The sequence below is a fragment of the Streptomyces sp. NPDC003327 genome, assembly GCF_053589515.1.
Genome location: NZ_JBSFSA010000016.1, coordinates 80,402 through 105,513 on the forward strand (window position 1 = coordinate 80,402; position 25,112 = coordinate 105,513).

General features: G+C 75.3%; 17 protein-coding genes. 13 read left to right on the forward strand and 4 right to left on the reverse strand.

Annotation, left to right across the window (positions count from 1 at the left end; translation table 11 throughout):
* Window positions 1-144 precede the first annotated feature (144 nt).
* From ACWDVG_RS16150 to ACWDVG_RS16200, 11 genes are all read left to right on the forward strand, one after another.
* A complete protein-coding gene (locus tag ACWDVG_RS16150) occupies window positions 145-3,093 on the forward strand; it encodes a bifunctional acetate--CoA ligase family protein/GNAT family N-acetyltransferase (RefSeq protein ID WP_451699809.1) in 2,949 nt (982 codons plus the stop codon).
* 114 nt (window positions 3,094-3,207) lie between these two features.
* Window positions 3,208-3,792: a DUF5998 family protein gene (locus tag ACWDVG_RS16155; RefSeq protein ID WP_451699810.1), complete on the forward strand. Its 585-nt coding sequence runs from the start codon at window positions 3,208-3,210 to the stop codon at window positions 3,790-3,792.
* Window positions 3,792-4,997, forward strand: coding sequence for an alkaline phosphatase family protein (locus ACWDVG_RS16160; RefSeq protein ID WP_451699811.1), 1,206 nt, complete (start codon window positions 3,792-3,794; stop codon window positions 4,995-4,997). Before ACWDVG_RS16155 ends, ACWDVG_RS16160 begins: the two co-directional genes overlap by 1 nt.
* Before the next feature lie 93 nt (window positions 4,998-5,090).
* On the forward strand, window positions 5,091-5,741 hold the full coding sequence (locus ACWDVG_RS16165; RefSeq protein ID WP_451699812.1) for a thymidine kinase: 651 nt from the start codon (window positions 5,091-5,093) through the stop codon (window positions 5,739-5,741).
* Between the two features lie 66 nt (window positions 5,742-5,807).
* Window positions 5,808-6,419 carry a hypothetical protein gene (locus ACWDVG_RS16170; protein WP_451699813.1) on the forward strand — a complete coding sequence of 204 codons (612 nt, stop codon included), beginning with the start codon at window positions 5,808-5,810 and terminating at the stop codon, window positions 6,417-6,419.
* A 130-nt stretch (window positions 6,420-6,549) separates the two neighbouring features.
* Window positions 6,550-9,939, forward strand: coding sequence for a protein kinase domain-containing protein (locus ACWDVG_RS16175; RefSeq protein WP_451699814.1), 3,390 nt, complete (start codon window positions 6,550-6,552; stop codon window positions 9,937-9,939).
* 78 nt (window positions 9,940-10,017) lie between these two features.
* Entirely contained in the window at window positions 10,018-11,037 is a 1,020-nt protein-coding gene (locus tag ACWDVG_RS16180) for a tetratricopeptide repeat protein (RefSeq protein ID WP_451699815.1), read from the forward strand.
* On the forward strand, window positions 11,034-12,455 hold the full coding sequence (locus ACWDVG_RS16185; RefSeq protein ID WP_451699816.1) for a protein kinase domain-containing protein: 1,422 nt from the start codon (window positions 11,034-11,036) through the stop codon (window positions 12,453-12,455). Before ACWDVG_RS16180 ends, ACWDVG_RS16185 begins: the two co-directional genes overlap by 4 nt.
* A 231-nt stretch (window positions 12,456-12,686) precedes the next feature.
* Window positions 12,687-15,425, forward strand: a complete 2,739-nt coding sequence (locus ACWDVG_RS16190) for a YfhO family protein (RefSeq protein WP_451699817.1) — start codon at window positions 12,687-12,689, stop codon at window positions 15,423-15,425.
* A gap of 28 nt (window positions 15,426-15,453) precedes the next feature.
* Window positions 15,454-16,419 carry a glycosyltransferase family 2 protein gene (locus ACWDVG_RS16195; RefSeq protein WP_451699818.1) on the forward strand — a complete coding sequence of 322 codons (966 nt, stop codon included), beginning with the start codon at window positions 15,454-15,456 and terminating at the stop codon, window positions 16,417-16,419.
* Between the two features lie 3 nt (window positions 16,420-16,422).
* Window positions 16,423-17,799 (forward strand): polysialyltransferase family glycosyltransferase, encoded by a 1,377-nt coding sequence (locus ACWDVG_RS16200; protein WP_451699819.1) that lies wholly within the window; start codon window positions 16,423-16,425, stop codon window positions 17,797-17,799.
* A gap of 123 nt (window positions 17,800-17,922) precedes the next feature.
* On the opposite strand, the gene ACWDVG_RS16205 is transcribed toward ACWDVG_RS16200, so the two are convergent.
* Complete coding sequence (locus ACWDVG_RS16205; RefSeq protein ID WP_451699820.1) at window positions 17,923-18,696, reverse strand: VOC family protein; 774 nt, start codon at window positions 18,694-18,696, stop codon at window positions 17,923-17,925.
* 179 nt (window positions 18,697-18,875) lie between these two features.
* On the opposite strand from ACWDVG_RS16205, the gene ACWDVG_RS16210 reads away from it, so the two are divergent.
* Window positions 18,876-19,703 carry a sulfurtransferase gene (locus ACWDVG_RS16210; RefSeq protein ID WP_451699821.1) on the forward strand — a complete coding sequence of 276 codons (828 nt, stop codon included), beginning with the start codon at window positions 18,876-18,878 and terminating at the stop codon, window positions 19,701-19,703.
* A gap of 151 nt (window positions 19,704-19,854) precedes the next feature.
* Here the strand turns inward: ACWDVG_RS16210 and sepH are convergent, their stop codons facing one another.
* Window positions 19,855-20,913, reverse strand: coding sequence for a septation protein SepH (gene sepH / locus ACWDVG_RS16215; protein ID WP_451699822.1), 1,059 nt, complete (start codon window positions 20,911-20,913; stop codon window positions 19,855-19,857).
* A 433-nt stretch (window positions 20,914-21,346) separates the two neighbouring features.
* Here sepH and ACWDVG_RS16220 point away from each other — a divergent pair, with 433 nt between their 5' ends.
* On the forward strand, window positions 21,347-22,258 hold the full coding sequence (locus tag ACWDVG_RS16220; RefSeq protein ID WP_451699824.1) for a hypothetical protein: 912 nt from the start codon (window positions 21,347-21,349) through the stop codon (window positions 22,256-22,258).
* Between the two features lie 29 nt (window positions 22,259-22,287).
* Here the strand turns inward: ACWDVG_RS16220 and ACWDVG_RS16225 are convergent, their stop codons facing one another.
* Together ACWDVG_RS16225 and ACWDVG_RS16230 are read right to left on the reverse strand one after the other, a co-directional pair.
* Window positions 22,288-23,538, reverse strand: coding sequence for a D-arabinono-1,4-lactone oxidase (locus ACWDVG_RS16225; RefSeq protein ID WP_451699825.1), 1,251 nt, complete (start codon window positions 23,536-23,538; stop codon window positions 22,288-22,290).
* 37 nt (window positions 23,539-23,575) lie between these two features.
* Window positions 23,576-24,856, reverse strand: a complete 1,281-nt coding sequence (locus ACWDVG_RS16230; protein ID WP_451699826.1) for an MFS transporter — start codon at window positions 24,854-24,856, stop codon at window positions 23,576-23,578.
* Window positions 24,857-25,112 lie beyond the last annotated feature (256 nt).

Here is a 25,112-nt window from a genome sequence, read left to right on the forward strand (position 1 = left end):
GTCTAGACCAGTCTCTCACGGGGTGCGGCGTGCTCGTACCGACCTCGGACCCGACCGGGCCGCCCTTCGGCCCTCTCACCTTGCACGGCACACCACCGACGCGCGACCGGTGCCCCTGTCGTACCCCGGCCGTACGCTTGCCCCATGCAGAGCGCCTCGGATCAGTCGGGAGCGGTGGAACAGCCCGCGCCACCGGAGCACGCCTACCCGGACCACTGGGAGGCGGACGTGGTGCTCCGCGACGGCGGCACCGCGCGCATCAGGCCCATCACCGCGGACGACGCCGACCGGCTGGTCAGCTTCTACGAGCAGGTCTCGGACGAGTCGAAGTACTACCGCTTCTTCGCGCCCTACCCCCGGCTCTCCGCCAAGGACGTCCACCGCTTCACCCACCACGACTTCGTGGACAGGGTGGGACTCGCGGCGACCGTGGGCGGGGAGTTCATCGCCACCGTGCGCTACGACCGGATCAACGCCCAGGGGCTGCCCGCCTCCGCCCCGGCCGACGAGGCCGAGGTCGCCTTCCTCGTCCAGGACGCCCACCAGGGCCGCGGAGTCGCCTCCGCCCTCCTCGAACACATCGCGGCCGTCGCCCGCGAACGGGACATCCGCCGCTTCGCCGCCGAGGTGCTCCCCGCCAACACCAAGATGATCAAGGTGTTCACGGACGCCGGCTACACCCAGAAGCGCAGCTTCGAGGACGGCTCCGTCCGGCTCCACCTCGACCTCGAACCCACCGACCGCTCCCTCGCCGTCCAGCGCGCCCGCGAACAGCGGGCCGAGGCCCGGTCCGTGCAGCGGCTCCTCGACCCCCGCTCCGTCGCCGTCGTCGGCGCCGGCCGCGCACCCGGCGGCGTCGGCAGGACCGTCCTGCGCAACCTCCTCGACGCCGGCTTCACCGGTCGGGTGTACGCGGTGAACGCCGCCCTGACCGACGACGGGCCGGCCGCACTCGACGGCGTCCCCGCCCACCCCTCCGTCGCCGCCATCGGCGAACCGGTCGACCTCGCCGTCGTCGCGGTGCCGGCCGAGCGCGTGCCGCAGGCCGTCGCCGACTGCGGCGAGCACGGGGTGCGGGGCCTCGTCGTCCTCTCCGCCGGGTACGCGGAGAGCGGCGCGGCCGGACGCGAGCGGCAGCGGGAGCTGGTGCGGCAGGCCCGCTCGTACGGGATGCGGATCATCGGGCCCAACGCCTTCGGGATCATCAACACCGCGGACGACGTCCGGCTCAACGCCTCGCTCGCCCCGCAGATGCCGGGCGCCGGGCGCATCGGGCTCTTCACGCAGTCGGGCGCGATCGGCATCGCGCTGCTCGCCGGACTGCACCGGCGCGGGGCGGGCCTCTCCTCCTTCATCTCCGCCGGCAACCGCGCGGACGTCTCCGGGAACGACTTCCTCCAGCACTGGTACGACGACCCCGGCACGGACGTCGTCCTGCTCTACCTGGAGTCCATCGGAAACCCCCGCAAGTTCACCCGGCTCGCCCGCCGCACCGCCGCCGTGAAGCCGGTCGTGGTCGTCAAGGGCGCCCGGCACAGCGGCAGCGCCCCGCCCGGCCACCGCGTCCCCGTCACCCGCATCCCGCACGCCACCGTCTCGGCGCTGCTCCGCCAGGCGGGCGTGATCCGCGTCGACACCGTCACCGAACTCGTCGACGCGGGGATCCTCCTCGCCGCCCAGCCGCTGCCCGCCGGACCCCGGGTCGCGATCCTCGGCAACTCGGAGTCGCTGGGCCTCCTCACGTACGACGCCTGCCTCACGGAGGGGCTGCGGCCGCTGCGGCCGCTGGACCTCACCACGGCGGCCGGGCCCGCCGACTTCCGGGACGCGCTCGCCGCCGCGCTCGCGGACGAGACGAGCGACGCCGTCGTCGTGACGGCCATCCCCTGGGTGGGGGAGAACGGCGCCACCGAGTCCGGCGACGGGGAGACCCTCGCCGCGTACCTCCGCGAGGCCGTCGCCTCCGTCCCCGGCCCGGCGAAGCCGGTCGTCGTCGTCCACGTCGAGATGGGCGCCCTCGCGGACGCCCTCGCCGCCGCCACGAGCACCCGCCCGTCCCCGCCCGGCGGCCCCGCGCCCGGCCGCCCCACGCCCGCCCCGGCGCCCCCGGCCGCGCCGGCACCCGCCCCCGCGGCCCCGTCGGAGCAGCCCGCTTCCCCCCACACCGACCCTGCCGCCGGGGCCGCCGAGGCCGCCGACCCGGGGTCGGCCGGTGTGCGGACCATCCCCGCGTACCCCGCCGCCGAGCGCGCCGTGCGGGCACTGGCCGAAGCCGTGCGGTACGGCCAGTGGCGGCGACAGGCGGCCGAGCCCGGACGGGTGCCCGAACTCGAGGACATCGACGAGGCCGGGGCCGCCGCCCTCATCGCGCGCGGGCTCGGCGACGCGCCGGCCGACGAGGGGCGCGGCGTCACCCTCGGCGCCGAGGAGGCCGGGGAGCTGCTCGGGCGGTACGGCATCAGGGTCCTGCCGACCCTGCCCGCCCCCACGCCCGACGCCGCCGTCGCGGCCGCCGCCCGCCTCGGCTATCCCGTCGCCCTCAAGACGACCGCCCCCCACCTGCGCCACCGCCCCGACCTCGGCGGCGTCCGGCTCGACCTGGCGACGGAGCAGCAGCTCCGCACCGCGTACGCCGAGCTGACCGAGGTCCTCGGCAAGCCCGAGGAGCTCCAGCCCGTCGTCCAGGCGATGGTGCCCCGCGGCGTCGACACCCTGATCCGCTCGGCCATCGACCCCGCCGTCGGCGCCGTCCTCTCCTTCGGGCTCTCGGGAGCGGCCTCGGAGCTCCTCGGGGACACGGCCCACCGGCTCGTTCCGGCCACGGACCGGGACGCCGCCGAACTCGTACGGTCCATCCGCACCGCCCCGCTGCTCTTCGGCTGGCGCGGCTCGGCCCCCGTCGACACGCCCGCCCTCGAAGAGCTGCTCCTGCGGGTGTCCCGGCTCGTCGACGACCACCCCGAGGTGGTCGCCGTCGCCCTGGAGCCGGTCGTCGTCGCCCCCCGCGGGCTCTCGGTCCTCGGAGCCACGGTCCGCCTCGCCCCGCCCCCGCCCCGTACCGACCTCGGCCCGCGCCGCCTCCCCAGCTACTGAGCCGGCGGACGGGAGGGACGGGCGAGTCGGATGTCACAGCTCCACAGCCGTCGAGCGGCCCCGCCGGTTCCCATTCGGCCAGATCGCTCCTGCCCACGGATTAGGATGGAGTCCATGGCGAAGACCGGTACGACGACCCAGGGGCTGCGCGCGGCGATCGAGCGCAGCGGCTACTACCCGGCCCTCGTGGCCGAGGCGGTGGAGGCCGCCGTCGGCGGCGAGGCCGTCGCGTCGTACGTGGTCCACCAGGAGACCACCTTCGACTCCAACGAGGTCCGGCGCCACGTCACCGTCCTCGTCCTGACGCCGAGCCGCTTCATCGTCAGCCACACCGACGAGCAGGCCGCCGACAACAGCAGCCCGACCCCGTACGCCACGACGTCCACCGAGTCCGTGAAGCTCGACCGGATCTCCTCGGTCGTCGTCAGCCGGGTCGTCGCCAACCCGGAGTCGTACACCCCGGGCACGCTGCCCCGCGAGGTGGTCCTCACCATCGGCTGGGGCGCCGTCTCCCGGATCGACCTGGAGCCCGCCGCCTGCGGCGACCCCAACTGCGACGCCGACCACGGCTACACCGGCAACTCCACCGCCGACGACCTCAGCCTCCGGGTGAGCGACGCCGGCGACGGCCCGGACACCGTCCGGCAGACCCTCGCCTTCGCCCAGGCGCTCTCCGAAGCCACCGCGGCGACCCGCTGATGGTCCAGCCCACCGCCGTCACCCGGGGCTGGCCCGACGACCCGGTCCCGCTCGCGCCCGCGACCGCGCCCGTCCCCGAGTACGGCTCCGGCTCCCTCGGCGACCTGCTGCCCACGCTCGTCTCCGGCCAGGGCGTCCCCGGCTGCACGCCGCGGATCGCCGAACTGACCCCGGCCGACCGGAACTGCGTCTTCCTGATCGACGGGCTCGGCTGGGAGCAGATCGTCGCCCACCCGGACGAGGCCCCCTACCTCTCCTCGCTGCTCGGCTCCTCGCGCGGCGGCACGGGACGCCCGATCACGGCGGGGTTCCCCGCCACCACCGCGACCTCCCTCGCTTCCGTCGGCACCGGCCGCTACCCCGGCACCCACGGGCTGCCCGGCTACACGGTCCGCAACCCCGACACCGGCGAGCTGATGAACCAGCTGCGCTGGAAGCCGTGGACCTCGCCCCGCGCCTGGCAGCCGTACCCCACGATCTTCTCGCTGGCGCACGAGGCCGGGGTCCACACCGCCCAGGTCTCCTCCCCGATCTTCGAACAGACCCCGCTCACCAAGGTCGCGCTCAGCGGCGGCACCTTCCACGGGCGGCTCTCCGGCGACGAGCGCGTGGACTTCGCCGCGGAGCAGCTCGCCGGCGGCGACCGCTCCCTCGTCTACACGTACTACAGCGAACTCGACGGCGCCGGACACCGCTTCGGCGTCGACTCCGACGCCTGGCGCGGCCAGCTGATGTTCGTCGACCGGCTCGTCCGGCGCCTCGCCGAACAGCTGCCGCCCCGCTCCGCGCTGTACGTCACCGCCGACCACGGCATGGTCGACATCCCCTTCGACGAGCAGCACCGCATCGACTTCGACGAGGACTGGGAGCTGCGCGCCGGCGTCGCCCTGCTGGGCGGCGAGGGCCGCGCCAGGCACGTCTACGCCGTGCCCGGAGCCGAGACGGACGTCCTGGCCTGCTGGCGCGAGGTGCTCGGCGAGCAGTTCTGGGTGGCGAGCCGGGACGAGGCCCTCGCCCTCGGCTGGTTCGGCGAGGAGATCGACGAGCGCGTGTACGGCCGGATCGGTGACGTCGTCGCCGCGGCCCACGACGACGTGATCATCACCGCCTCCGTCAACGAGCCCCACGAGTCGGCCATGGTCGGCGTGCACGGGTCCATGACCCCCGCCGAGCAGCTCGTCCCGCTGCTCGAAGTGCGCTCCTGAGGCGGCCCGCGCTCCGTCCATCCCCCTGCCCCGCTCCTGTCACGCCCCTGTCCCGCCCCTCCGGCCCCACGACCTGAAAGGTCCCGTCCCGTCATGCCCGAGCTGGTGTTCTTCTCCGGAACGATGGACTGCGGAAAGAGCACGCTGGCGCTCCAGATCGCGCACAACCGTGACGCACGGGGCCTCCAGGGCGTCGTCTTCAGCCGCCAGGACCGCGCCGGCGAGGGAAAGCTCTCGTCCCGGCTCGGCCTGGTCATGGAGGCGGTCGAGGTCCGCGACGGCATGGACCTCTACGCCTACCTCGTCGGCGAACTGTCCAAGGGCGGCAAGGCCGACTACGTGATCCTCGACGAGGCGCAGTTCCTGGCCGCCGAGCAGATCGACCAGCTCGCGCGGATCGTGGACGACCTGGGCCTCGACGTCTTCGCCTTCGGGATCACCACCGACTTCCGTACGAAGCTCTTCCCCGGTTCCCAGCGGCTGATCGAGCTGGCCGACCGCATAGAGCAGCTCCAGGTCGAGGCGCTCTGCTGGTGCGGTGCCCGGGCCACCCACAACGCCCGCACGGTCGGCGGCGAGATGGTCGTCGAGGGCGAGCAGGTCGTGGTCGGCGACGTGAACCGGCCGGCCGAGGAGATCGGTTACGAGGTCCTCTGCCGCCGCCACCACCGGCGCCGCATGACCTCCGCCTCCTCCCGCGCGGGCGCGCTGTCCCCCGACGTCCTGCCGGTCGGCACCGCCTGACGCTCCCGAGCCGGGGACCACGGGCCGCCCAAGTGCCGTGCCGGTACGGCGTGTTAGCTTACGGCCGTGGTCCATGTGCCCTCGCAGACGAAGCCGTTGACGTTCGACACCTTCGGGTTCGAGCGGCTCGACGAGAACCGGCTGTTCGACCCGCGGACCCGTGACGTGGTGGTCCTCGGCGTCCACCCGCCGCTGCCGCCCGGCGCGCCGCTCTGGCTGGACGGGCTCGACACCCTGCGCCGGGAGCTCGCCCGTACGCACGCCGCCGACGGGTGCCTCGTCGAAGCCGACGCCGTCACCCTCGACGGCGTCCCCGCGCTGTACACCCTCGTCACCGAGCGGCAGCCCGACCCGTCGACCGGGTGGAACTTCCGTGCCTCGTTCGTCCTGGCCAAGGCGGACCGGACCGCCGTGCTGACCGGCCAGTTCGAGGAGTGGGACATCAGCGGCCTGCGCGAGTCGCTCGTCCTGCTCAAGCTGGGGGTCCCGTACGACATCCCCGGGCGGGCGCACCCCTACGACCCCGCCCTGCCGTACCAGCCCAGTTACGACGCCGCCTGGGACGAGCAGTTCCCGGAGCACCCGCTGACGAAGGCGCGCGCCTGGGCCCGCCGCGTCCGCGAGACCGCCGTGGTGGAACGGGACTTCGCCGCGCTTCCGGGATACCGGGCCGGCTGACGTGCCGTACGGAGCCCCCGCGCCCGTCCCGGAACGGCCGGACCCGGCCGGAGCCGGGGGACCTCCGGGGGACGGATCCGGGGGTGCGCCGACTGTCGGCTCCGGGGGAGCGTGGGCGGTCGGGGAGGTCGTGGCCGGTCAGTACGAGGTCCTCGGCGTGCACGGCGACGGTGGGATGGGGCTCGTCCACCGGGTCCGCCACCGCGAGTGGGGCGTGGACCTGGCCGTGAAGTCGCCGCGGCCCGAACTGTTCCGCACGGAGGCGCAGCGACGGCTGTTCGTCGCCGAGGCGGAGACCTGGGTGACGCTCGGCCTCCACCCGCACGTGTGCGGCTGCCACTACGTCCGCGTCCTGGACGGCGTCCCCCGGGTCTTCGCCGAGTACGTGCCCGGCGGCAGCCTGCGGGACCTGATCGCCGACCGGAGGCTGTACGAGGGCGGCCCCGCCGAGGCCCTCGCCCGCGTCCTGGACCTGGCGATCCAGACCGCCCGCGGCCTGGACCACGCCCACGGGCGCGGGCTCGTGCACCGGGACGTCAAACCCGGCAACGTCCTCGTCGACGTGGACGGCACCGCCAAGGTGACCGACTTCGGGCTCGCCGGGGCCCTCGAAGCGGGCGCGCGGGAGCTGGCCCCCGGGGGCGGGATGACCCCCGCGTACGCCTCGCCCGAGCAGTTCGCGGGCGCCCCGCTGAGCCCGCGCACGGACGTCTTCAGCTTCGCCGTGTCGGTCCACGAGATGTTCACCGGCGAAGTGACCTGGCTGCTCGGCGCGGTGGCGGGCGAGGCCCTGGCGGCGGCCCGCGCCGCCACGCCCGGGACATACGCGGGGCACGAGGCGGGGCGGGACCCTGGGCCGGACCGGCGGCGGGGCACGGGCCCGGGGCCCGGGGCGTACCCGGAGGGGCTGCCGGTGCTGCCCGACGGGGTCGCGGACCTCCTCGCCCGCTGCCTGCGCGAGGACCCGGCGGACCGCCCGGCCTCCCTGCGCGAGGTCGCGGACGAACTGGCCGTGCTCTACCGGGAGTCGACCGGCCGGCCCTACCCCAGGCCGTGGCCCGTGGCGGCCGGGCTGCGCGCCGACGAACTCAACAACCGGGGCCTCTCCCTCCTCGACCTCGGCCGTACGGAGGAGGCGGACGAGACCTTCGCCGCCGCGCTCGCCGTCGACCCGCGCCATCCCGAGGCCACCTACCACGTGGGCCTCGCGCGCTGGCGGCGCGGTGCGATCACCGACGAGGAGCTGCTCACCGCCCTGGAGGCCACCCGCACCGACCGGCCGGGAACCCCCCACGACCACCACCCCGTTCCCGCCCCTGCCGCCGGGTCGCCCGGACCGGAGCGCGTGAGCGCGCTCGTGCGCGAGGTGGAGCGGGAACGCGGCGCCCTCGGCCCGCCCGAGCCGGTCCGGTCGCTGCCCTGGTACGCGTACGAGCGGTGGACCGACACGCCGCGCGGCCGGATCCTCAGCGCGGAACCGGACCTGGAGGTCAGGCCCACCGGCGACGGGCGGCGCGCGCTCACCGCGTGCGACGGCCGGGTCCGGCTCTGGGACCTGGACGCCCGGCGCCCGGTCGCCGCCCCGATCGCCGAACTGGACGGCGCGCGCCACTCCGTGGACCTCTCGCCCGACGGGCGGTGGGCCGCCGGAGTCGGCACGGACGGCCTGGTCCGGCTCTGGGACCTCCGCGACGGCCGCTGCCGCCGGACCTTCCCCCCGTACTACCGCTCCGGTGACACCGCCGTGCACGCGCTCCGGCTCCTCCCGGACGCACGGCTGGTCGTCGCGGGCACCAGCGACGGCACGGTCGTCGGCTGGGACCTCGTGACCGGCGGCGCCCGCTTCGTCCACGAGGGCCACGCGGAGGGCGAGGTGGCGGCGACCCCGGACGGACGCCTCCTCGTCTTCCGGGGCCCGGACGGCGTGGTGTGCCTGCGCGACCCGGACGGGTCCGCCGGGCGGACGCGGCTCCCGCTGCCCGACGGCACCCCGTCGTACGCGAGCCCGCCCCTCGCGCTCGCCCCTGACGGAAGGACCGCGGCCGCCGCCCTCCTCAACGGCGGCATCCACCTCTGGGACCCCGCCACCGGCGCCCTCCTGCGCGCCTTCGAGGGCCGCGCCGTCCGCCTGGCGTTCGGCGCGGACGGCCGGTTCCTCGCGGGCGGTGGCCGCACCGGCGAGGTCCTGCTCTGGGAGACCGCCACCGGCCGCACCCTGCGGACCTACCGCGGCCATCAGGGGCAGGTCGACGCCGTCGCCTTCCTCGACGACGGACGCCACCTCCTCTCCGCGGGGCGGGACGGCACGGCCCGGCGGTGGCGGCTGCCCGAGCCGTACACGGCGGCCGTACGGCTCAGCCGGCCGCGGCGGCACGCCGAACTCAGCGGCCTGCACGACACCGTGGCCCGGATGGTCACCGAGGCCGGGCGGGAACGGCGGGACGGCCGCCCGGCCGCCGCCCTCGCCCTGCTCACCCGCGCCCGCGCCACGCCCGGCCACGAGCGGGCCCCGGAGGTGCTCGCCGCCTGGCGCGAGCTCGCCCGCGAGCCCCACATCACCCGCACCGGCCTGCGCAGCGCCTGGCCCGGCGTGCCCCTCGCGCGGTTCCGCTCGCGGGTGAGCGCGGCGGCCCTGTCCCCGGACGGCCGGACGGCGGCGGTGCGGACGGCGGGCACCGTGCGCGTCCTCGACACCGGGTCGGGCGAACCCGGCCCGGTGATCGAGGGCCTGTCCGACGGCTGGAGACGGGCCGTGCGCTTCACCGGCGACGGGCGCACGCTGCTGACCTCCGCCCAGGACGGGCGACTGGACGCCTGGTCCGCGCGGACCGGCGAGAACCTGGCGTCGCTGCGGATCGCCCTGGGCGCGGCCGAGGCCGGGTTCACCGACGACGGCCGGCGCGCCCTCGTGTGGAGCGCCGACAACCGCGTACGCCTCTGGGACATGGCCACGGGCGCGTGCCTGCGGACCCTCGACGGCGACCACGGCAGGACCTCGGCCCTGTGGCTCGCGCCGGACGGGCGCACCGCGGCGCTGCCCGGCCCGGACAGCACCGTGTGGCTCTGGGACCTGGAGACCGGCCGCCGACGGCTCTCCCTGCACGGCCACACCGCCCCCGTACGGAGCCTCGTCGGGTTCACCGGGCCCGCGGGCGGCGGCGGGGTGCGGCGGCTGCTCCTGCTCTCCGGCGGCGGGCCGGAGGACCGCAGGATGCGGCTGTGGGACGTCGTGAGCGGTGTGCTCGTGGCGGTCCTCGACGAGCACCCGGGATACGTCCGTACCCTCCGCCCGACGCCCGACGGCCGGTTCGTCCTGGCCGTGGACTCCGAACGCGGCCTGGGCGTCTGGGACCTGGGCAACGGGCGCCGGCTGCGGGTCCTCGACGGGCCGCCGGGCGGGTTCGACGACGTCGTGGTCGCGCCGGACGGCTGCGCGGCCTTCGCGGCGGAGGCGGACGGAACCGCAGGGGTCCTGCGTGCGTGGGTCCTCGACTGGGAGCTGACCGCGCGGCGGACATGACGCCCTGCGTGACGACGACCGGGACGACGACGAGACGGCTACCGGGACGACGACGAGACGACGAGGAAGGAGACCGCCGTGCTGTTCGGCCGGAGACGCAAGCGCCAGACCACCGGGGACACCGGGGACACCGGGAACTCCGGGGACACCAAGGACTCCGGGAACCCTGCCGGGGCCCCCGAGGAGAGCCCCGGAGCGAGCCCCGGCGAGGGCCGTTCCGGGTACGACGCAGGGGAGCTGGGCCCGCTGCTGCGGGCGCTCGTGGAGCTGACCGGCGACCCGCGGGTGGACACCCGGGCCGCTCGGCACGCGCACCGGGCGCGTTCCGGCGACGCCGACGCCCTGGTGCGCCTGGGGGGCCTGCACTGGCAGCAGGGCCGCGCCGAGGAGGCGGAGCGGGAGTTCCGCCGCGCGGCGGAGCTGGGCCACTCCATGGCGATGGGCAACCTCTCGGTCGTCTTCCGCGAGACCGGCCGACAGGCCGAGTCCCTGCGCTGGCAGCGCAGGGCCGCGGAGCAGGGGTACGCCCCCTGCATGGTGGAAGAGGGCTTCCTCGCCGCCGACGCCGGCCGCATGGACGAGGCGGAACGCTGGTTCCGGGGCGCGGCGGAGCGGGACCACGTGGGCGGGATGCTGACCCTCGGCATGGTGCTCCGGGACACCGGCCGCACGGAGGAGGCCGAGCGGTGGCTGCGGAAGGCCGCGGAGGGCGGCGACGCCTCGGCCATGTACTCCCTGGCCCACCTCGTCGCCCGGGCGGGGCGCGAGGCGGAGGCCGAGCAGTGGTACCGGCGGTCCGCCGAGGCAGGTGAACCGCAGGCCATGAACAACCTCGGCAACATCCTCCGCGACAGCGGCCGCGCCGCCGAGGCCGAGCAGTGGTACCGGCGCTCGGCGGAGGCGGGCGAGCCGATGGGCATGCTGAACCTCGGGGAGGCGCTGGAGCGTTCGGGCGCGCGTTCGGCCGAGGCCGTCCGCTGGTACGAGCGGGCCTCGGCCGCCGGGTCGCAGAAGGCCGCCGCACACCTGCGCCGCCTGCGGGCGGCCGGTGGGGGCGGCGGCGCAGGTGGCGGCGCGGGGCGGGGAGGCCGCACGTGACCGCCCCGCCGACCGCCCCGACCGTCACCCTCGTACAGGTGAAGGGCCGCTTGGCCGGGCAGGAGCACGTGTTCACCGAGCGCACCACCTGCCTCCTGGGCCGCGCCGCCGAATGCGTACCCCGCCTCCCGGACGACGCACACCACCGGACGGTCTCCCGGCACCACTGCCTCCTGGACATCAACCCGCCCGAGATCCGCGTCCGCGACTTCGGCAGCCGCAACGGCACCTACGTCAACGGCCGCCCCATCGGCCGTCGCGCCCGGGGCCAGTCGCCCGAGGAGGGCGCCGCCCTCGTCCTCCCGGAGCACGACCTCGCCGACGGCGACGAACTCCGGATCGGGGACACCGTCTTCCGTGTGCGCGTCCGCGTCCCGGTCGTCGCACGGCCGGCGTCGCCGTCCCGCGCGTGCGCCGCCTGCGGCCGTGAGCCGGGCGAGGGGGCCGCCCCGGAGGCGTACGCCCAGGCCGGGGAGTACGTGTGCGAGGCCTGCCGGGCCGAGCCGTCCGTCGTCCTGCGGCTGCTCCTCGACGTGGCGCGCGGCGGCCGCGAGGACCTGGCGTCCCTCGCCGACCACGACCTCGTGCGCGAGCTGGGGCGCGGCGGCATGGGCGCGGTCCACCTCGCCCGGCACCGGCCCACCGGCCGAGAGGTCGCCCTGAAGCTGATGCTGCCCCGGGTCGCGGCGCGGCCCGACGCGCGGGCCCGCTTCCTGCGCGAGGCGGCCCTCACCCGCTCCCTGCGGCACCCCCACATCGCGGCGCTGCACCACGTCGGCTTCGCCGAGGGCACCTTCTTCCTGACGATCGAGTACTGCCCCGGCGGCAGCCTCGACCGGCTGCTCGTCGAGCGCGGCGGGAAGCTGCCGCTTGAGGAGGCCCTGCCGCTGGCCCTCCAGGTCCTCGACGGCCTCGCCCACGCGCACGACCAGGGCGTCGTGCACCGGGACCTCAGCCCCGGCAACATCCTGCTGGACCGGGCCCCGGGCGGCGCGACCGTGGCGAAGGTGGCCGACTTCGGGCTCGCCAAGGCCTTCGACCAGGCCGGTCTGAGCGGACTGACCAGGACCGGGGCCGCGGCCGGCAAGCCCTGGTACGTCCCGCGCCAACAGGTCGTCAACTTCCGCGACGCCCGGCCCGCCGTCGACGTCTGGGCCTTCGCCGCCTGCCTCTACAAGATGCTCACCGGCCGCGTCCCGCGCCTCTTCCCGCAGGGCCGGGACCCCTGGCACGTCGTCCTCCGGACCCCGGCGACCCCGCTGGGCGAGGCCGCACCCGACCTGCCGCGCGAGCTCACCGAGGTCATCGACCACGCCCTGCGGGAACAGCCGGAGATCGGCTTCCCGGACGCGGGCGCCCTCAGGGAGGAGCTCCGGGCCGTGTGGGGCTCGGGCCGAGACGCCGTTTCCGCCGGCTGACCAGCGCGCGGCCTCCCCCGCGGAGCGCGAGAAGGAGAAGGGAACGGGGCCCCGGGACGGGGGCGGGCCACGAGGAGCGGACGTCCGGCACGGGGAGTTCACCCGGGGTGTACCGGAACACCGCCTGGTGATCGGCCGGGGGTCGCCCGGCTCGGCGGTAATGGCGGCCTGTGCCCGGTGCCGCCCGACGCGCGGGCGTCGCCCCCGTCCCGTACGCCCCCTGGAGAACGTGTGCGTCCCGTCGAGATCGACGACGACGGGCCCGGCATCGCCGAGACCGCGCCCGCCGAGACCGCGCCCGCCGAGACCGCGCCCGGTGAGGACGCGCCCGGCGAGGACGCCGAGGCCGTGGAGCGCGCCCCCCGAGGGCCCCTCCGGCGGGCCCCGGCGTGCGCCTCCCTCCTCGCCCTCCTGCTGTTCTGCCTCGCCACCGCGCTCTCCCGCAGCCACCCCTTCGGCCCCGTCACCAGGAACGTCGTCGACCTGGGCCAGCAGTACCTGCCGTACCACGCCTACTGGCGGAGCCTGTGGCGCGGCGAGACCCACGGGGATGCCTTCCTCAACTGGAACTCGGGCTTCGGCTCCAACTTCCTCGGCGACATCGGCACCTATCTGAGCAGCCCCTTCGACCTGCTCGTCGTGGTCTTCCCGGCCGGCCGGGAAGACCTCGCCCTCTATGTCGTCACCGCCGTGAAGATCGCGGCCGCGGCCGCCGCCATGGCCGCGCTGCTGCCGCGGCTGCGCCCCGGGCCCTGGCCCGTCGCCGCCGTGCTCGCCACCGCGTACGCCCTCTCCGGCTGGACCCTCAACCACGGCTCCACCGTCCCCATGTGGCTCGACGGCCTCGTCGCCTTCCCGCTCCTCTGCCTGGTGGGGGAGTGGGCCCGGACCGGGCGCCGCCCCGTCCTCGGCCCGGTGGTCGTCGCCCTCGCCTGGACCGCCAACTTCTACACGGCGTACATGGCCACCGTCGGCGCCGCCCTCGTGCTCGCCGTCCGCCTCCTCACCGCCGAGGAAGGCGCGCCCCTCCGCCGCCGCACCGCCGGGCTGTTCCGTGCCGCCCGGAGCGTCCTCATCGGCATCGGGCTCGCCGCCCCGCTCGTCGCCGTCGTCTTCCTGGCCACCCGCACCGCCGACCCCACGCCGCCGACCGCCTTCGCGCCCGCGGCCTGGACCGAGGTCCTCGCCCGCTTCCTGCCCGCCACCGCGAGCACCGCGAGCCCGGCGCTCTTCATCGGCACGCCCGCGCTCCTGCTCGCCCTGACCCTGCCCTTCAACCGGGCCGTCGCCCCGCGCGTCCGCGCCGCCTGGACGGTGGCGGTCCTCGGCGTCACGCTCTCCCTCCAGTGGGAGCCCACGCACCTCCTCTGGCACGCCGGGGCCTCGCCGAACGGCAACCCGTACCGCCAGACCTTCGTGCTCTGCGGGCTGCTGCTCGTCGGAGCCTGGCTGTCCGTCGCCCCCGGCGTGCCCCGGCCCGCCGCGCTCCTCGCCGGCGGCGCGCTCCTCGCGCTCCTGGCCTGGTCGGCCCGCGGCAGCCTCGACATCGACCCCTGGACGTACCCGACGCTCGGCGTCGCCGCGCTCCTCGCCCTCGCCGCCGCCCTCGCCGCCCTGCTCCCGGCGCTCCTCGCCGGCCGGGGGAGGGCCGCCCGCGCGCTGCCCGTCCTCGCCGTCGCCCTGCTCGTCGCCGCCCAGGCCGGGGAGAACGCCGTCACCGGATGGCGCGTCGAGGAGCGGCAGCGCGACGCGGTCGCCTGGTCCCCCCGACTCGGCCCCTGGCACGCCGACATGGCCCGCGCGGTCGCGCGCGCCGACGCCTGGCCCGACCACCGTACGGACCCCGGGGAGGTCCCCGGCGGCAACGACGCCCTGGTCGTCGGCGGGCAGGGCGCCGACCTGTACAGCAGCCTCACCTCCGAGACCACCTCCCGGACCCTGGCCGACCTCGGCTTCGGCTCCTACGCCAAGGGCCGCCACCCGGTCACCCTCGACAACCCCGTGACCGACGCGCTGTTCTCGATCGGGACCCGGATGCGCTCGCGGCCCACCGAACCCGTCCGCAAGGACGCCGCCCCGCGCGCGACGATCACGGCCACGACCGTGCCCGTACCCCCGCTCGTCACCGTCCGCCCCGCGCCGGACAGCCCCGCGGGCTCCCCGGCGGCGACCGACCCGCGCGACTCCGCCTTCCGGAACCAGGAACTCCTTCTCGGCGCTTCGGTGTACGACCTGCCGGCGGTGCGCCGGTCCGGACGCACCGTCACGGCCCGCTGCCCCGCGGGGTCCACCCTCTGGTTCTGGGCGCCCGAGTTCCACGGCACCGCCGCGCTCGCGGGCGGCGCCCCCGTCCCGTACGACGGCCGCCCGCCGGCCGTGCGCGCCCCCATGCGGGCGCTCGGCACCGTGCCCGGCTCCGGCGAGGTGCGCGTCGAACTGGTCCCTGACGCCAAGGCGAAGACCAAGGGGAAGATCCGGCTGCCCGCCCAGGCGCTCGGCTGCCTGGACCGCGCCCGCCTCGACGCCGCCGTACGACGGCTGACCGCCACCGGCGCCACCGAGGTCCGCGCCACCGGACACGGCGTCACCGCCCAACTGCCGCAGGGCAGCACGGGCCTCGCCGTCCTCGCCGTGCCCCGCCTCTCCGGCTGGCGCTGCGCCGCGGGCGACGCCGAGCCGGTGTCCGCCCGCGCCTACCGGGGCCTCGTCGCCGTACCGCTCGACGGCCGCGCCACCTCCGTCAGCTGTTCCTTCCGGCCGCCGGGGCTCCGGCTCGGCGCCGCCGTCGGCGGCACGGCGCTGCTCGCCCTCGCCGCCACCTGGCTTCTGGACCGGAGAACCCGCGGGGCGCGCGTGCCGCGACGGGGGCCCGGTTTCCACCGGGGACGACAAGAGTTCACCCGCAGTGCACGCCCGGATCGTTTCCCGGGGAAACGGGCCGATTACTCTGCCCGCCGTACCGGCGTTTGACCGTTCGATTTCAGTGTTGGGAATCCGTGTGCCGAAACTGTCCGTCGTCGTCCCGTTCCACAATGTCGGGGCGTACGCTCCCGACACCCTCCGCAGCCTCGCGAACAACGCGGATCCGGAGTTCGAGTTCCTGCTGATCGACGACTGTTCCACGGACGACACCCCGGAGATCCTCGACCGCTGGCGCGACCGCCTCCCGAACTCCACCGTCATCCGGCACGAGACCAACCTCGGCGTCGCCCAGGCCCGCAACACCGGCATCGACGCGGCGCGCGGCGCGTACCTCACCTTCCTCGACGGCGACGACTGGTACGCCCCCGGACACCTGCGGGCCGCCGTCGCCGGAATCGAGCGCCTCGGCTGCGATTTCGCCCGCACCGACCACGTCCTTTCGGAAGGCCGGAAAAGGCAGATCAAATACGCTCCGGCCAAGCACAGGGACACGGTCATGGACCCCCGTGACGGCATTTCCCCGGCCGGCATGGTGACGATGGTCGACTATCCCTTCGTCCCCTTCGGCATCTACGGCGCGCGGCTCTTCCGGAACGGGGAATCGCGTTTCGAGACCTCCCTGCGCACGGCCGAGGACCGGCTCTGGGTCTGGCGCCTCCACCTCAAGGCCCGCACCTACGCGGCGCTCTCCCTGCACGGCGTCTTCTACCGGCGCGGCGTCACCACGTCCCTCACCCAGATCACCGACAACCGCCAGCTGGACTTCATCCCCTCCTACGACCTCCTCCTCGACGAGGTCTCCCGGGACGTGGACGCCGACCGCTTCCTGCCCAAGGCCGTCCGCACCTACTGCGCCATGATCGCCTTCCACGTGAACAAGGCGGGCGGGTACGAGCCCGAGGTCGCCCGGAAGCTGCGGTCCGACGTCGCGGACGCCCTGCACCGCATGCCGCGGGAGGTCCTCGACGAGACCCTCGCCACCATGGACACCCCCCGCAGCACCCTCCTCCGGAGCCTGCGCGACACCGGAAGGACCGCCTGACCCATGGCCCCCGCCGCCCCCGACGACCGCCGCCCGGTCCAGATCTTCCAGGTGTCCACCCTCTACGGAGCCGCCACCGTCGCCGCCGCGCTCGACGCCGGCCGGTACGGCCCCCGCGAGGACGCCCGCCGGCTCCTGCTGCTCTCCCACAACGCGGAGATCCCCGAGACCGCGCTGCGCCTGGAGAGCATGGCCGGGTACGACCGGATCGCCGCCCGCTTCGACGGCGTCCTCGACTGGAACGAGACGATCCACCCGTACCACCCCGCCACCTGGGCGCCCCGGCCCGAGGAGGCCCCGCTCTGGCAGCGCGTCCTGCGCACCGCCTGGGGCCTCGGCACCGCGCCCGTCGAGCTGATCGTCGAGTCCATCCAGGTCAATCCCGCCAAGGCACTCGCCGGAGCCTTTCCCGAGAGCACCGTCGACGTCTACGCCGACGGCCTCATGAGCTACGGCCCCACCCGCTCCGACCTGCCCCAGTCGGTCGCCTGCCGCATCCGGCGCGTCCTCCACCTCGACCTCGTGCCCGGCCTGCGGCCCCTGCTGCTCACCGAGTACGGCGTCGGCGCCGAGCTCGTCCCCGACGAGGCCTTCCGGGCGGTCCTCGCCGAGATCGCCGCGGCCGTCGCCGACGACCCGGCGATCGACGGGGCCGTCGAGCGGGCCGCCGCCGCCGAACCCACCGCGCTGCTGCTCGGCCAGTACCTCGCCGCCCTCGGCCTCCTCACCGCCGAGGAAGAGGAGGACCTGCACCTGCGGATGGTGCGGGGCGCGGTCGCGGCCGGACACCGCTCCCTCGTCTTCAAGCCCCACCCGACCGCCCCCGTGCGCTACTCGCAGGTGCTCCACGAGGAGGCCGAGCGGGCGGGCGTGCGGCTCACCGTCCTCGACGGGCCGCTGCTCGCCGAGACCTTCTACGAGCGCTGCCGTCCCCGGCTCGTCGTCGGATGCTTCTCCACGGCGCTGCTCACCGCCGCCGTCTACTACGACGTCCCCGTCGCGCGGGTCGGCACCGCCGAGCTGCTCGCCCGGCTGACACCGTTCGAGAACAGCAACCGCATCCCGCTCACGGTCGTCGACCACCTCGTCCCGGACCTGGAGGGCGACGCGGCGCCCGCCGTGCCCGGCCCCGCCCCCGCCTCCCTCGCCCCGCTCGTCCGGGCCGTCGGCTACTGCATGCGGCACACGAGCCACCCCGGCATGCGGGAGGAGACGGAGCGGTTCCTCGCCGCCCACCACGCCGAACCCGGCACCGCCCACCACTTCACCGTCGAGCGGCTGACCCGGCTGGGCCTGCCCGGCGGCGACCCGGCCGCCGCGCGCACGGCGGCCACGGCGGGCCGACGCCTCCGGAACCTCGTGCGGGCCCGCAGGCCCTGAGACCCGGCGGTCGGCGGGGCACCTGAGCCGGGCACCCCGGCGGTCGGCGGGGCACCTGAGCCGGGCACCCCGGCGGTCGGCGGGGCATCTGAGCCGGGCACCTCGGCGGTCGGCGGAGGCGCCTCAGCGGTCCGCGGACCGGACGAGCGTGAAGACGGCGCCCTCCGGGTCGGACACCAGGGCGAGGCGCCCGGCCGTGCCGTCCCGGGGCGGCCGCAGCACCCGTCCGCCGAGCTCGGTGACGAGCCGCGCGGCCCCGTCGACGTCGGCGACCTCGAAGTACGTCATCCAGTGCGCGCCCCGGTCCCGGGGCAGCGCGTTGCCGACGCCGTGCAGGGAGGCCACCGGGCGGCCGTCGAGGAGGAGCGTCGCGTAGTCGTGGTCGGCGGAGACGACGGGCTCGACCTCGTACCCGAAGACCGAGCGGTAGAACTTCCCGGCCGCGGACGTCTCGTACGTGAGCAGCTCGTTCCAGACCGGCGTCCCGGGCGGGCCCGCGGCCGCCGTGCCGTGGTGCGCCTCCGCCTGCCAGACGCCGAAGGTCGCACCGATCGGGTCGGCGCAGATCGCCATCCGGCCGGCCTCGCCCGCGTCCAGCGGCCCCACCGCGACCGTCCCGCCGCAGCTGCGGATGGCCTCGGCGGTCTCGTCGGCGTCCGGCGTGGCGAGGTAGGGCGTCCAGGCGATGCGCAGGTGCCGGTCCGGCGGCATCTGGCCGATGCCGGCGACCTCCTTGCCGTCCAGCAGGGCCCGGACGTACGGGCCGAGCTGCTGCGGACCGGGGACGAAGTCCCAGGCGAAGAGCGCGTTGTAGAACTCCCGTGTCGCGTCGATCCCGTGCACCATCAGGCTCACCCAACAGGGTGTACCGGGTGTACGCCGAGTCGCCTCGGTCATCGTCACTCTCTCCTCGGACCGCTTCCACTGACCGTGCCCGTGCCGATGGTCGCACCGAAAACCGAAAGGCGCGTCGCGCCCCGCCCACGAGGCCGACGGTGGCGGGATCCGGTGGGTCCGGTGGGAGGGACGCCGGGGATTCCCCGCCACGGCCGTGCGGCTGCGCGAGGATGGCTCCCATGAAGCCCATCATCTCCGCAAGCGAACTTCTCAGCGAGTCGGCCGGGGAGCGGCCGCCGGTCCTCCTGGACGTCCGCTGGACGCTCGGCGGCCCGCCCGGGCGGCCGGAGTACGAGGCCGGTCACCTCCCCGGCGCGGTCTACGTCGACCTGGACACCGAACTCGCCGGTCCGCCCGGCACCGGCGGCCGCCATCCGCTGCCGGACGTGGCGGCCTTCGGGGCGGCGATGCGCCGGGCCGGCGTCTCGACCGGGCGGCCCGTCGTCGTCTACGACGGCGGTCTCGGCTGGGGTGCGGCCCGCGCCTGGTGGCTGCTCCGCTGGGCCGGCCACCCCGACGTGCGGGTCCTCGACGGCGGCCTCGCCGCCTGGACGGGGGAGCTGTCCCGCGAGACCCCGTCGCCGGAGCCCGGTGACTTCCGGCCGAAGCCGGGGGCGCTCGGTCTGCTCGACGCGGACGAGGCGGCGGCGCTGGCCCGCTCGGGGCTGCTCCTCGACGCCCGGGCGGCCGAGCGCTACCGGGGTGACGTGGAGCCGATCGACAGGGTCGGCGGGCACATCCCGGGCGCGGTCTCGGCCCCGACGACGGAGAACGTCGGCCCGGACGGCCTGTTCCTCGCAGCCGACGCGCTGCGCGAGCGGTTCACCGCCCTGGGCGTCGGCGCGGGAACGCCGGTCGCCGTCTACTGCGGCTCCGGCGTCTCGGGCGCCCACGAGGTCCTGGCGCTGGCGCTCGCGGACATCCCCGCGGCGCTCTACGCGGGCTCCTGGTCGGAGTGGTCCTCCGACCCGTCCCGCCCGGTCGCCACGGGCCCCGACCCCCAGTAGGCCTCCGGGAGCGACGGAGCCGCCGCGCCCCCGTCCCGTACGTACGACGAGGCCCGCCCCGTACGCGCGCCGCGCCCCCCTCCGTACGCACGACGAGGCCCGCACCTGACGTCAGGTGCGGGCCTCCTCACGACGTACAAGGAGTCGTGCGTCAGTCCTGCTTCTTCCGCCGGGTGCCGAAGACGATCTCGTCCCAGCTCGGCACCGCCGCGCGGCGGCCCGGGCGGACGCCGTCGGCCTCCGCCTGGCGGTCCGTTGCGCCGTGGAGGCGGTCGCGGTGGCCCGAGACGGCGCGTGGCATGAGGACGTCGGCGTACGCGGCTCCGGCACCCGCCGAGGCGGCCGGGGCCGGGGGTTCCTCGGCCTCCGCCTCCTCCGCGGGCTCGGTCTCCGGGGGATCGGGCACGACCATGTCGCCGCGGAAGCTCGGCACGGCCTCCAGGAGGCTCGTCAGCGAGTCGCGCTCCTCCTCCGGCTCGGCGGCGGACGCGGAGGGCGCCCGGTCCAGCTGCCGGTCGAGGGCCCGGTCGAGCGGCCGGTCCCTCGGCAGCCGGGCGATGCGCGGCACGAAGGGGAAGCTGGGCTCGGGGGCGGCGGCGATGGTGTCGTCGGTCTCGCCGATGAGGGCCCGCGCCTCGTCGTCGACGGCCTGGACGAGCCGGCGCGGCGGGTCGTAGGTCCAGCTGGCGGTGTGGACCTCGCCCGCGACGCGGTAGACGAGCAGCACCTCCCAGGTGCCGTCGTCGCGCCGCCAGGAGTCCCACTGCACGGTGTCCTTCTCGGCGCCGCGCAGCAGCAGCCGCTCCTGCACGGCCTCGCCGAGCTGGGGGCCGCTGTTCTCGCCGGGCCTGCGGACCGGGGTCTTGCGGGCCCGCTCGGCCATGAAGGCGCGCTCGGCGAGCACGGGGCCCTCGAAGCGGCGCACGCGGTCGACGGGAATGCCGGCGAGCTGGGCGACCTCCTCGGCGGAGGCACCGGCTCGTATCCGCGCCTGGATGTCACGGGGGCGGAGGTGGCTCTCCACCTCGATCTCGATCTGGCCGAGGCGCGCGCGGTCGTTGCGCACGGCGGCACGGAGCCGCTCGTCGATCGGAAGCGTGTACTCCGTGCTGTCAGCAGCCTTCAGCACCAGTCGTGTGCCGTCGTTGGAGACGGCCACGACACGCAGTTCGGGCATGGGGACCTCCCGGGTGGTGCCTGCCGACGTCACGTGCGTCGCTGCTTCCGCTAGTCGAGTGTGGCCTGCCCGGGTGCAGCCTGCCACTACCTTGCCGAGTTGCCCGGCGTGTCGGGCATGGACCCTGGAACGCCGTTATGGCACGGTTACCTGATCGCTACGCGGAGTGACTGGCGGTCACGCTGCGCAGCGGGTTTCCGTGCGGTGCCGCGGCGCCGCCGGTTCGAGTGCCGGGTTCGGCCCCCTCCCCGTGTTCCGGGCACCCGTGAAGGCGTCCGGACCCCAGGGTTCGTCAATGTACTCCATTCGGGCCACTTGGGTGGACCGGCGCGCCGCTCAACTTCTCGGGCGGTACGGGAGTTGAGTCTCCGTGACGCCCCCTCCCACGTGTCGCTCTTCACAGAACCACCGGAAACGGAACTATTCGCTTCGCCCATTTGTCCCTTCTGGGTGCACGGTGGAACAGATGAGCAAGCAGGGGTTGGCGATGCGTCAGAGGCCGGAGACCGGCACCAACGAGGCGGTGGGGGCGGGAGATACGGGGGAGACGGCGACAGCGCCGGCGCGGGACGGCAGGCGGAGGATCGATCTGAGCGTCGCTCAGGTCTCGGGCAGCGCCGTCGCCGCCGTCGTCGCCGCCAAACTCGCCGCCACCCTCGGTGTGTACGGCACGATCGTCGGCGCGGGTGTGATCAGTGTCATCGCCACCTGTGGCGGTCCGCTCTTCCAGCACCTCTTCAAGCGGACCGGCGAGCAGATGCGGGACGCGAAGGCGGCGGCCCGGCCGAAGGCCCGTCAGACCCCGGCCCGTACCCCCTTCCCGGCCCCCGCCCCCGTCCCGTACGCCGAAGAGTTCGGCGAGGCCACGACCCACGGCACCCGCGTACGGGGATGGCGGCGTCCGGCGATCGCGGCCGCCCTGGTCTTCGGCGTCACGATGGGCGGCATCACCGCCTACGAGCTCGTCTCGGGCGAGGACTTCAGCGGCACGCAGGGCAGGACGACCTTCGGTTCCGTCGTCCGGGGCGGCGGCGCGGACGACGGCCCCGGCGGCGCGGACGCGCCGGGCCGCGGCGGGACACCGACCCCGACGCCCGCGCCCTCGGATGCGGACGACGGGGACACGACCCCGGGCGGCGGGGCGGAGACGGGCGCCCCCGCGCCCACGCCGTCCGGCTCGGCCGACGGGGGCTCGACCCCGGCCGTGCCGACACCGACCGGGCCCACGACGGAACCGACGGCTCCGGCGACGCCCACGCCCCCCGCGCGGCCGACGGACCCGGCGACGCCCACCGCTCCGACCGCCCCGACGCGGACGCCCCCGACGGACCCCGCCGACCCGGCCGCCCCGCCGGCCCCGTCGGCCCCGTCGGAGTGATCCGGGCCCTGCCCCCGCCCGCCCCGCCGTCAGTCGCCCAGCACCCTGCGCAGGTGGTCGTTGCCGAAGCGCCGGTCCGGGTCGAGCCGGTCGCGCAGGGCCGTGAACTCGGCGAAGCGCGGATAGACGCCGGCGAGGTACTCGGCGTCCCGGGTGTGGATCTTGCCCCAGTGGGGCCGTCCCCCGTGCGCCGTCATGATGCGCTCCACCGCGGTGAAGTAGCCGTGGTGGGGCGTGCCCTTGTACAGGTGGACCGCGATGTAGACCGTCTCGCGCCCGAAGGCCGTGGAGAGCGGGATGTCGTCCGCCGGGGCGGTCCGCACCTCCACCGGGAAGCTCACCTTGAGCGGCGAGCCCTCGACCATCGCCTTCAGCTCGCGCAGGGCCGCGACGGCCGCCTCGCGCGGCAGCGCGTACTCCATCTCCAGGAAGCGGACCCGGCGCGGCGAGGTGAAGACCTTGTACGGGATGTCGGTGTAGGTACGGGCCGACAGCGCCCGGCTGGAGATCCTGGCGAGCGTCGGGACGACCGGCGGCACCGCGCGGCCGAGCGAGCAGGCGAGCTGGAACACGCCGTTCGAGAGGAACTCGTCCTCGATCCAGCCGCTGACCCGGCCGGGCGGCGCGGCGGGGCCCTGGCTGCGGTTGTTGCGCTTGGTGTTGCAGTTGTCCGTGTGGGGGAACCAGTAGAACTCGAAGTGCTCGTTCTCGGCGTGCAGCTCGTCGAACTCCGCGGTGACCCGTTCGAAGCTCATCGGCTCCTCGCGGGCGGTCAGCAGGAAGACGGGCTCGACGGCGAAGGTGATCGCCGTGATCACGCCCAGCGCCCCGAGGCCGATCCGGGCGGCCTCGAAGACCGCGCGCTCCTCCTCGGTCCCCTGCCCGGAGCACCTCAGCAGCGTGCCGTCGGCCGTCACCAGCTCCAGGCCGCGGATCTGCGCGGCGATCGAGGCCGAGTCGCGGCCGGTGCCGTGGGTGCCGGTGGAGACGGCCCCGGCGACGGTCTGCTCCATGATGTCGCCCATGTTCGTGAGCGACAGGCCCTCCCGGGCCAGCGCCACGTTGAGCCGCTTGAGCGGGGTGCCCGCCTCGACCGTCACGGTCATCGTCTCGCGGTCGACGCGGCGGATGCCGGCCATGAGGTCGGGCCGGACCAGGACGCCGTCGGTGGCGGCGATCGAGGTGAAGGAGTGGCCGGTGCCGACCGTCTTCACCCGCAGCCCGTCCTCCGCGGCGCGGCGCACGGCCTCGGCGAGCTCCTCGGCCGAGGCCGGCCTCACCTCCCGTACGGGGCGGGAGGTGACGTTCCCCGCCCAGTTACGCCACGGTCTGCTCGCCGCCCCTGCGCTCCCCGAGGCCGTCGGACCCGTCGCCCCCGCCGTTGTCGTCCCGTTCACGCTGCCCCTCCCGGTTCGGCACCGGCCTGCTCAGCCGGCGGTGTCCGAGCACACCCACCGCGGCCGCGAGCGCGCCCGAGACCACGGGCACCACGTACCCCGCCTCCGCTCCCGACGCGTCGACCACCCAGCCGGCGGCCGAGGAGCCGAGCGCCACGCCGATCGCGAGCCCGGTACCCGTCCAGGTCATGCCCTCGGTCAGCTTGGTGCGCGGTACGTGCGCTTCGACGAGGGCCATCGTGGTCACCATCGTCGGTGCGATGGAGAGGCCCGCGACAAAGAGCGCCACGGCCAGCAACGGCAGGTTCCCGGCCAGTAGGAGGGGGATCATACTCACGGCCATCGCGGCGATGCCCAGGAGCCACCTGCGGGAGGGCTCGCCCTTGAGGTGGAGCAGTCCGAAGACCGCGCCCGCCAGACAGGACCCGAGCGCGTACACGGCGAGGACGAGGCTCGCGGCGGCCTTCTGCCCCTGCTCCTCGGCGAAGGCGACGGTCACCACGTCCACCGAGCCGAAGATGGCGCCGGTGGCGACGAACGCGAGGGCCAGGACCTGCAGGCCGGGGGAGCGCAGGGCGGAGCCGCCGCTCGCCTCCCGGTGCGGGTGCGGCTGCGGCTCGGTCCCGCGCTGGGCGGTCAGCCAGAAGACGCCGACGGCGAGGAAGACGGCCGCGAGCAGCGGACCGGCCTCCGGGAACCAGGTCGTCGACAGGCCGATGGAGATGATCGGGCCGAAGATGAAGCACACCTCGTCGACGATCGACTCCCAGGAGTACGCCGTGTGCAGCGAGCGCGCCTCGCCGCGGTAGATCTCCGCCCAGCGGGCCCGTGTCATGGCCCCGACGCTCGGCACGACGCCGATCACGGCGGTGAAGGCGAAGAGCGTCCAGTCGGGCGCCTGCTGCTGCACGCAGAGGAGCAGCCCGCCCGCGGCGACGAGCGAGATCAGGGTGACCGGGCGGAGCACCCGGCGCTGGCCGTACCGGTCGACCAGGCGGGAGACCTGGGGGCCGAGGACGGCGGCGGACATCGCCAGGGTCGCCGAGAGGGCGCCCGCGAGGCCGTACCGACCCGTGACCTGGGAGATCATCGTGACGATGCCGATGCCCATCATGGACAGCGGCATGCGGCCGAAGAACCCGGCCACGGAGAACGAGGTGGTGCCGGGCGCCGAGAAGATCGCGCGGTAGGGACTGGCCAAGGGGAACTCCGGATCTCCGTGCGTCGGCGCGGCGACCCCGCGCGTACTCAACACGTGTAATTAACGTCTAAAGCCTACGGCGTTGAAGTCGATGAGGCATCCCCCTTTTTTCGGACGGGCCGCGACCCGCGCCGTCAGCGGCGGGTGGCAGGATCGGAGCCATGTCCGATCAGCACGATCCCGCCCCGTACGACGCCCTGCTGCTGCTCTCCTTCGGCGGCCCCGAGGGCCCGGACGACGTGGTCCCGTTCCTGGA

Excerpts from the sequence above, each read along its gene's own strand:
- ACWDVG_RS16150 (WP_451699809.1), top strand. The coding sequence starts at position 145 with ATGCAGAGCGCCTCGGATCAGTCGGGAGCGGTGGAACAGCCCGCGCCA.
- ACWDVG_RS16155 (WP_451699810.1), top strand. The coding sequence starts at position 3,208 with ATGGCGAAGACCGGTACGACGACCCAGGGGCTGCGCGCGGCGATCGAG.
- ACWDVG_RS16160 (WP_451699811.1), top strand. The coding sequence starts at position 3,792 with ATGGTCCAGCCCACCGCCGTCACCCGGGGCTGGCCCGACGACCCGGTC.
- ACWDVG_RS16165 (WP_451699812.1), top strand. The coding sequence starts at position 5,091 with ATGCCCGAGCTGGTGTTCTTCTCCGGAACGATGGACTGCGGAAAGAGC.
- ACWDVG_RS16200 (WP_451699819.1), top strand. The coding sequence starts at position 16,423 with ATGGCCCCCGCCGCCCCCGACGACCGCCGCCCGGTCCAGATCTTCCAG.
- ACWDVG_RS16205 (WP_451699820.1), bottom strand. The coding sequence starts at position 18,696 with ATGACCGAGGCGACTCGGCGTACACCCGGTACACCCTGTTGGGTGAGC.
- ACWDVG_RS16210 (WP_451699821.1), top strand. The coding sequence starts at position 18,876 with ATGAAGCCCATCATCTCCGCAAGCGAACTTCTCAGCGAGTCGGCCGGG.
- ACWDVG_RS16220 (WP_451699824.1), top strand. The coding sequence starts at position 21,347 with ATGAGCAAGCAGGGGTTGGCGATGCGTCAGAGGCCGGAGACCGGCACC.